10 protein-coding genes are annotated in these 8523 nt (G+C 34.0%); 4 read left to right on the top strand and 6 right to left on the bottom strand.

The window, feature by feature from the left end; all coding sequences use genetic code 11:
* Positions 1–507 precede the first annotated feature (507 nt).
* The gene (locus tag AACU98_RS16295) at positions 508–765 is read left to right on the top strand and encodes a hypothetical protein (protein WP_004243308.1); all 258 of its coding nucleotides are present in this window, start codon (positions 508–510) and stop codon (positions 763–765) included.
* A gap of 107 nt (positions 766–872) precedes the next feature.
* Complete coding sequence (locus AACU98_RS16290; protein ID WP_004243309.1) at positions 873–1565, top strand: XRE family transcriptional regulator; 693 nt, start codon at positions 873–875, stop codon at positions 1563–1565.
* Positions 1566–1584: 19 nt separating this feature from the next.
* Here the strand turns inward: AACU98_RS16290 and AACU98_RS16285 are convergent, their stop codons facing one another.
* From AACU98_RS16285 to AACU98_RS16270, 4 genes are all read right to left on the bottom strand, one after another.
* A complete protein-coding gene (locus tag AACU98_RS16285) occupies positions 1585–2208 on the bottom strand; it encodes an ABC transporter ATP-binding protein (RefSeq protein ID WP_012368025.1) in 624 nt (207 codons plus the stop codon).
* A complete protein-coding gene (locus AACU98_RS16280; protein ID WP_161735184.1) occupies positions 2202–2978 on the bottom strand; it encodes an ABC transporter permease in 777 nt (258 codons plus the stop codon). Before AACU98_RS16280 ends, AACU98_RS16285 begins: the two co-directional genes overlap by 7 nt.
* Before the next feature lie 98 nt (positions 2979–3076).
* Complete coding sequence (gene modA, locus AACU98_RS16275; RefSeq protein WP_004250908.1) at positions 3077–3832, bottom strand: molybdate ABC transporter substrate-binding protein; 756 nt, start codon at positions 3830–3832, stop codon at positions 3077–3079.
* A gap of 263 nt (positions 3833–4095) precedes the next feature.
* Positions 4096–5079: a sugar-binding transcriptional regulator gene (locus AACU98_RS16270; RefSeq protein ID WP_004243314.1), complete on the bottom strand. Its 984-nt coding sequence runs from the start codon at positions 5077–5079 to the stop codon at positions 4096–4098.
* 367 nt (positions 5080–5446) lie between these two features.
* Between AACU98_RS16270 and cutA the strand changes: the two genes are divergently transcribed.
* Together cutA and sra are read left to right on the top strand one after the other, a co-directional pair.
* On the top strand, positions 5447–5755 hold the full coding sequence (gene cutA / locus AACU98_RS16265) for a divalent-cation tolerance protein CutA (RefSeq protein WP_126402825.1): 309 nt from the start codon (positions 5447–5449) through the stop codon (positions 5753–5755).
* A gap of 406 nt (positions 5756–6161) precedes the next feature.
* Positions 6162–6395 carry a stationary-phase-induced ribosome-associated protein gene (gene sra, locus AACU98_RS16260; RefSeq protein ID WP_004243316.1) on the top strand — a complete coding sequence of 78 codons (234 nt, stop codon included), beginning with the start codon at positions 6162–6164 and terminating at the stop codon, positions 6393–6395.
* Positions 6396–6493: 98 nt separating this feature from the next.
* Here the strand turns inward: sra and AACU98_RS16255 are convergent, their stop codons facing one another.
* Together AACU98_RS16255 and AACU98_RS16250 are read right to left on the bottom strand one after the other, a co-directional pair.
* Complete coding sequence (locus tag AACU98_RS16255; protein ID WP_012368027.1) at positions 6494–7546, bottom strand: DNA polymerase beta superfamily protein; 1053 nt, start codon at positions 7544–7546, stop codon at positions 6494–6496.
* Complete coding sequence (locus AACU98_RS16250) at positions 7530–8309, bottom strand: nucleotidyltransferase domain-containing protein (protein WP_161735181.1); 780 nt, start codon at positions 8307–8309, stop codon at positions 7530–7532. Before AACU98_RS16250 ends, AACU98_RS16255 begins: the two co-directional genes overlap by 17 nt.
* Positions 8310–8523: the final 214 nt, after the last annotated feature.

Raw genomic sequence — 8523 nt, 5'->3', positions numbered from 1 at the left:
TTGAATATATAATGAATCTAAAAGTGAGCAGAAACATTATTGCCATATAAAACTTATTTATGTTCTATTTTTGTATTTTAATCTCGAAAAAAGAGGATCGGCAACGCATCACGCTGTCGCCATTAACAGATTCAATAAAAATAGTTATCTGTTAGCGAAATAGGTAAAATGCCATATCATTGACAAAGCTTATTTTAAAACACACAAAGACAGTATGTTGCAAAATCAGTTACGATAGTGATACAAAATTACAATAACGTTTATCTCAATAAAACAAATCTATTTGTTTTTTAATATTTAATCATGATATGACAACACGATTTTCTAAGTAGACCTATAACATTTCGGTGTAAAATACAAATAAAGACTAGAAATTTTGTGACACAATACGCCTTTTTACACCATTAAGTCAATTTAAGATAAATAGAAACTGCATTTTGGATCATGAATAGGTAATCTAGCCATCTGATTTCAATGACCAAACATGAATAGTTATAAGGGTATGCTATGTTTACTTCACAGCTCATGCTGGTCGGTTATGTTTTATTAGTCAGTCCATGCGGGCATGATTCTTGTGATGCGGTTCCAGTAACAGAAACCATTTATACCAAGGATGAATGTACTATTCGCTTAAACTATCTCAAAAAGAAAAGACCCGATCTCTATATTTTTTGTGGTGAAGTATTACGTGATCCCGAAGTGACCGATGAAAATCCATACCTAACACCGCCAAATAGCGCCGATGATGTCTTTCAATTAAAATAATCACCCTTTTTCGTTGAACACCCCACAAAATACAATTTAATTTGTTTTCTAGTTACGGTATACTCTTTATACTTAAAATATGTAAGGACACGTATTAGGAGTCACTCATGTCTATTGCAAAACGCACCAAAGACAAACGTATTGCGTTAGGTTTAACACAGTCTGAGCTTGCTACCTTGGCTGGTACAACGCAACAATCAATTGAACAGCTTGAGAGTGGCAAAACCAAACGCCCTCGTTTTTTACCTGAATTAGCAAAAGCGTTAAATTGTGAATTATCGTGGTTGCTCGAAGGGGATAATAAACAAACACACGCTTCTGAAATTCCTCCCCAAGATGAATGGCATTCAGTCAGTGAATGGGATAACGATACCCCTCTCAATGCTGATGAAGTCGAGATCCGTTATTTTAAAAGTATTGAACTTGCCGCTGGTGATGGCTGCTGTACTAACGAAGATCATAATGGTTATAAATTGAGATTCTCCAAAAGCACACTACGCCGCTATGGCGCTTCACCACAAAATGTGATCTGTTTTTCCGTCTATGGTGATAGTATGTCTCCGGTTATTCCAAATGGTTCAACAGTGACCGTTGATACAGGTAATACGCGGATTGTGGATGGCGGTATTTATGCTATCGAACAAGATTCATTATTTAGAATAAAATTGCTCTACCGTCAGCCAGGCGGAAAATTAATTATTCGTAGCTACAATAAAGATGAATTTCCTGATGAATTTGCAGAAATTGACTCCGTTAAAATTATGGGACGCGTTATTCATTGGTCTGTGATGGCTTGGTGATCATCTGCATATTTTTATTTTAGTTTTTACTTTCTTGCACAATTTTCCCATTAGATAATAACAGCGTTTTATCTGCTAATGCTTGCAATTCACGAGGCTCATGAGTGACTATTATCATCGTTATCTGCTGTTTTTTTAATGAGATAATAAGCTCCCACAGCTGATAACGTGTTTCCCAATCCAAACTTGAAAAGGGTTCATCCATTAATAACAGTTTGGGTTGGCTAATGAGTGCTCTTGCTAATGCAACTCGTTGCTGCTCTCCCCCTGATATTTGAGATGGATAACGTGTTGCTAAATGAGCAATTCCCATCTGTTCAAGTAACGCTATCTCTTTTTCTTTACTGCGCTTTTGCTTAGCCGCATATTGTGCCAACCATAAATTTTGCTTTACAGTGAGAAAAGGGAATAAATAAAGACGCTGATTTAAATAACGACAGGGGCGCTGCCAAACAGGTAATTTATTCATATTTTGGTTAGCTAAAACAATATCCCCTGTATAGCCGGTATAACCCGCAATAGCATTGAGTAACGTTGTTTTGCCGCTACCTGATGAGCCACTGATCCCTAAACAACACCCTTGCTCTAGGTGTAATGAAACCTCGGTTAAAATACCGGTAGTCAACGAGTGAATGGTTAACATGCTAATTTACTATCACGCTGTAAACGGTGTAAAGCAAACAATAGAGTAATTGCAATTGCTATCAGTACTAAAGCGCAACCTATCGCAAGCGAGAAATCACCACTCGCTATATTTAAATAGATTGCCATTGGTAAGGTTTCTGTTTTTAATCGTGTGGCCCCTGCCAACATTAATGTTGCCCCAAACTCCCCTAATGCTCGAGAAAAAGCCACAATACAACCACTGATTAATACAGACCAACAAAGTGGGATCTCAACCAAAATAAGCGTTTTTGTTGGTGTTAATCCTAAATTCTGTGCGGTTTGAATATAAGCAGGATCAATAGCTTTAAACGCCGCAAGGCTATTACGCATAATGATTGCACTTGCAACATATGTTTGAGCAATAATAATCCCCAAGGGAGAAAAAAGGGCACGAGATAATTGAGGGAAAACCCCTGTTAAAGGTCCTTGATGACCTAACAATAATAATAATCCAATACCTATTACCAAAGGAGGCGTGACTAAGGGTAAATCGAGTAACGCATCAATAAAACGCTGTCCTTTAAATGACGATCTTGCCATCACCCAAGCTGCAGGTACAGCTAAGAGCACGGCTAAACACAATGATGTTAACGCGGTGCTCAGTGACATCAATACGGCAAAATGAAATTCAGCATCAGTAATAACCATGGTGAGTTCGTGATAAGAGAGTTGGCAAATTAATGCAATAAGTGATCCCAATATCAAAAATAATAATAATAAAAGTGGTATTAGTGCCCAACGATACACAGTGAAGCCTTCTCTTAATCTACTAATGACATTTATTGTAAAAATGAAAAAAGCCACCTGTGAGCCGGTGGCAAAAATACAAATAATGTGAGAAAAATCTATGGTTTTGAAATAACAGGTAGAAAACCATAATCAGTAAAAGCCTTTATTCCTTCGGGACGAGAAAAATAATCAGCCAATTGTTGTGCTTGTGTGGGATTTGTTGAAGTTTTTAATACCGCTAATGTCGCAATTTCTTCGGGGCTTCCTTCAGGTATGGGTAATAAAACTAATTTATCTTGATTTTTCATTGCATCAGCGTAACCAATAATGGCAGCATCAACCTCACCATTTAATAAATACATAAGTAACTGTTTAATGGTTGCTGTACGAACAACCACTTTATTTCGTAACTGCTCACCTTGGCCTGACGCTTCGATTAATTGTTCACCGCTTTTACCTAATGCAATTGCTTTTGCATCTCCCATACCTAATTTCAATGAACTATTTGCAAGATCTGTAATAGTTTTGATCTCACCGATTTTATCTTTTCTGACAGCAATAACAGGAATATGACGCACAATAGGATATTGGCTAACCACCTGATTTTGTTTCGCTAACTTCTCTACATACTCTTGAGAGCCAGGAAAAAACAGATCACCTTGTTGAGTGAGATTAAAGCGTGTAAGAATTTGGCCAGAACCGCCATATTCGATAGTCACTGTATTACCGGTTTCTTTTTCAAATAGACCAACAACTTGCTCTACAGGCTGTTTTAATCCTGCGCCAGCATAAAGATGAAGCTCTACAGCAAAGCTGTTATGGCAAAATAATCCTAGCGCAAAACCTAAACCTACCAAAACTTGGCGTTTCATAACATCCTCAAACACAATATCGTTATATAATTTTTTATATAATGATAGATATGAGAAATTAAGGCAAGATCTTAGTAAGAAAAAAACAGCAAAGTGCTAGCAAGCTATCATTTTACTTTTCATCTCTAATTTATTTATTAAGATATTTTTATCACTCTGTACCTAGAATAAAAATACATAATCACTCATATTTGATAAGCGATCTAGATGAAAAATAACAGCGATATTAATAACAAATCCTCGTTTAAACGAGGATCTCACTATTAAATACTCAACTCCAATAATGCTAATGCCGTCACTTCATCGATGACAATATCTGTAGCATATCCCCCTTTTATTGCGCCTATGGTTGCAGCAACATTTTCAACGCCTCCAGCAATAAAAATACGCTGTGGGATCTGTCTTAACTGTGCAAGACTAATTCCCATAATTCTAAGGTCGATATCAGAAAGCAGAGGATTACCTTGTGCATCATAGAATCGACCACAAATGACACCAACAGCACCTAAATCGCGATATTGTGCCATCTCATTTGTGGTGAGTACGCCTGTTGTAATCAAAGGATTGTCATCTTGAGTATTACCCACTACAAACAAAGCTTTATTACATTGATTTAAAGCAGAGAAATTACGCCGTATTATGGGTTCTGCTTGTAGTTCCATTGCCAAACGCGCATTTGACACTACAGCCGGCACATGCAAATTAATACTGCAACCTGAAAACTTATTGGCGATCAAAGCGGCAGATTCCGCAGTAGTAAAATCAGGTTGTGGGGCTACAGCCCCAATCATTTGTAACACAGTGACATTTTCTAGTGTTTTAGTGGGGAGATAGTGCCCTAGTTTATGGATTGTTCTTCCCCAAGCTACGCCTAAAATATCATCATTGCTGATTATCTGAGAAAGATACATAGCCCCTGCTTTAGCTAATCTTTCTCGATTCATATTTGATGTTTGTTGCGATTTATTCTTTTCTTCATCAGGTAAAATAAGCACATTATTAAGATTAAATTTTGCTTTTATTCTGATTGAATAATCAATCGTAGAAAATACTGATGAATCCAAGCTTATATTAACGAAACCTTTTTCTCTCGCGAGATGTAAATACTTCACAACAGTCACTCGAGAAACGCTCATAATATTTGCAACTTCACTTTGACTGAGTCCGTCCTGATAGTAAAGCCATGCAGCATAAAGAACGGGATCATTATCAAATAAACTCGCATTTTTTAGCGAATTATTATCCATTTTAAACCCCACTATTTTTTATAAATCTTATTAATAATTAATTTATTTTATATTTACGATATTGCAGAAGGTAATAACAATTTTTATTGAATATGTTCTTATAACACAATTAGATACATTTCATTTAACAACTACTAATATCGGCAAATGGGTGTTTTTCTTTACAAAAAGAAACTCAAAATATGTAAAATCTACTTAATAATGCCGTAATTATCTCATATCGAGAAAGTTTTTTTTGAAAATATGTTTTTATTCGGTTAAAAAGAGAAATCTTAGCGTTAAGTTTTAAAAAGTTTTATTTTGATGATATTAAAGTTAATTACCCTATAACAAATTAACCATAGACCCATTAATACAGAGGAAAAATATGATTATCGCTTATTCAACAACCCCTAATGAAACTGTCGCCCATGAAATAGCTCACCATCTTATACAGGCGAAGCTTGCAGCTTGTATTAACGTCCTTCCTAATATCAAATCTATCTATCATTGGAATAATGAAATTGTTGAAGATAATGAGGTACTTATGATGATCAAAAGCGAGAGTTCAAAACAACAGATTTTGATTGATACACTAGTAAAAATGCACCCTTACGATACACCAGAAGTCATTATTGTCCCTATAGAAAATGGGTTTCATGGTTATCTAGAATGGATACATCAAAGCCTAAATTAATGATTATTTCATTGCATTATCATGCTATTTCATCTTATTTGTGATAAAAATGATAGTATATTGTAAATAAAACAATACTTACAATCTCAATAATGAGACAAATAAACAAAGTAAAATATTAAGATTAATTACTATTTAACTGCTAAATCATTTTTAAAAACTTTTCTTTTTGAGATTATCTTTATATTCACAGAAAAAATATAAACAATAAATTATTATTAAATTTTTATAAGTCAAGGAAATGAACAATAATACGCTAATGAGCAAAGGAAAAAATAAAAAAACAACAAACTGGTTTTTATAGGTTATTATCCTAAAGAATAAATTTAACCGATATCTTACCCTAGTTATTTTCTGTTATAATTAACAAGCTTTCTCTATATTACATGTAAAAAAGGAGTGAGTTGTGAAAACAAACAGAGTCGCAAGACGTATTTTAGGTTTACCTTATAATTTAAGTCGGTCTAAAAAGAAAGTGCGTTTTTCCATTATTACGCCTACAGAAAGTGATAATCTTCCCGCAGAGTTAAAAAATGCAACTCGGATCTGTTTAAAACAAGATTTCAGAAAAAATGCGCAAAATAAGCGTATTTATATGAAATTAACCGATGCTTATCCAGATTATCTTCTAGTAAGTTAATTACTTATGCCTAATGTTAGATTGTAAATAACTTTTATTTTATTATTTATAACTAATAGTTTATCCCTTACAACTTTGTAAGGGATAATAGTATTCTATTATTGATATAATTCTTTACGAATATTCACTAATACTTGTTTAATTAATTGAGGATTGATTTTTTCTGGTAATTGACTTTGTTGAAAAGCTTGCTCAATTTTTTCTATTAATATTTTACTTCGCTCAAATAATGTTTCATAACTTAAAGCCCCAGATTTAATTTCTAACAATTCATCCCTGTTATCACACCAAACTTTGACTTTTTTTTCAGTGGCAATTCCTAATGCAATATAAAGCAACCTAAAAGTGTGCATCATATTTTTACTATCGTAACTTCGTCCATGTTCAATATTTTGCTGATAGCGGGCTTCATTACGCTCCTCAACCCATTGCCAATAAGCATGATACTGCTTGCAATAGGTACTGTAGCCGTCTTTATTAAAACTAAGATAGGCTTGTAATATGGCTGTTTCAGAGACACTGCTTAGTAAAACATCGGTGGCATTATCTTTTTTTATTACGCCTTGATAATCACTATTTGGATCATAAAAAACTGCATAAAGATTTTGTGCATGATTGATTTTAACCAACCCAATATTTTGCTGCTCCCAACAACGTTTTTTAAGCCAATTATTCAGTAATAGGCTTTTTCCATTTTCAATGATATAACAGAAATCAAGGATCGTTTTTAACTCTTTATCTATAGGATCCATGATTTTCTTATTTAACCCTTGCGCTTTTTTTATTTGCCCTTGAGCATAATGCACAAAAGTCTGTACGCATTCCTTTGATAAAAACCATTCTGGGTTAAATTGCATAAATAATGGATGACGATAAATAACAACATGCTCTGGTGCATTTAATAATTCTAAAATATTAGGATTAGACGCACACAGTAATTCAACAAATCGCCCTAATTCATAATAAACGATATCATTAGTTTTATTACTTACTTGTGGCACATAATCAGAGCAATAAAACATCTCTTTAGGTAGATAAAAAACACCTTTAATATCAGTATCTGAACTGTCTGTTGCCAAATTTTGTGAACGACTACCTGAAATTGTTTCAAATAAAAGGTAAGGCTTTATATTGTCAATGGTCAGTTTCATCTAGTATTTTCCTAAACCAATTATTTAATATTTCATTATCTGGTACGGTGCGTTTCGCTAATTGAGTTGCTGTTTCTTGCCATAAAAAAGTGATCAGTTTTTGCATATTATCGGTTGGTAGCCAAGTAAAGTGTTCATCTTTATCTGCTTTAAAGCTCACTAACTCTCGAATAATTATTTGCTCATCTGTGGTTAATATATTTATTAACTGATTAAGCTCCATCGGTGGGATATTCCCCGTTTTTACTGTCCAATAAGCAGCTAAAAGTGAACGTAATAGATAGAAATATTTTTTTAATTTTATGGGTTCATCTATCGCTTTACTTGCATGACTCTCTTCAAAATGATGTCTACTAACGGCTTTTGCGATCCCTCTATAATGATGAACAATGATTTGGGGTTGATAATATAATTGTGCCAACTCAAATAATTCTTTTTGGATACCAGCATATTGTTGATAAACAATAGGTGATTGTAACCACTCAAATAAGATAGCATTTGACTTACGTAATAGATGCAATGCTTTCGTAATATCCCAAGCTCCTACATCAAACCAATTATTTTCTATCCACTCAAATGTTTCTTTAGGTTTATCAATTGAAAGATATGCATTGCGAGGTCGTATAAAAATACCACGTACATCATAGTCACTATCCGTTGATGCGAAGCCCCAAGCACGGCTTCCACTTTCAGCAACATAAAGTAGTTTTATTTGATGCATTTGCTCTATTTGTGGCAGTTTTTTTAATATCTGATTATGCATGATGATGTTACTCGGTATTTCCTTACAACTCTTAAATTTAATAATGTTGCCAATTATGATGATGACTAGAGCTAACAATAGCAACATAACTACTTTAGTGTCTTAATTTTATAATTTATTTTTTGATACCGTCTCCTATACCGTCATTTTTTTCGGTTCTTGTCAACCATTAGCAACCATAGAAAACAAAAAAGCCACCAGTAACTTACTGATG

Source organism: Proteus sp. G4380, assembly GCF_963885725.1.
GTDB lineage: Bacteria > Pseudomonadota > Gammaproteobacteria > Enterobacterales > Enterobacteriaceae > Proteus > Proteus mirabilis.
This window is presented reverse-complemented; position numbering and strand designations above follow the sequence as displayed.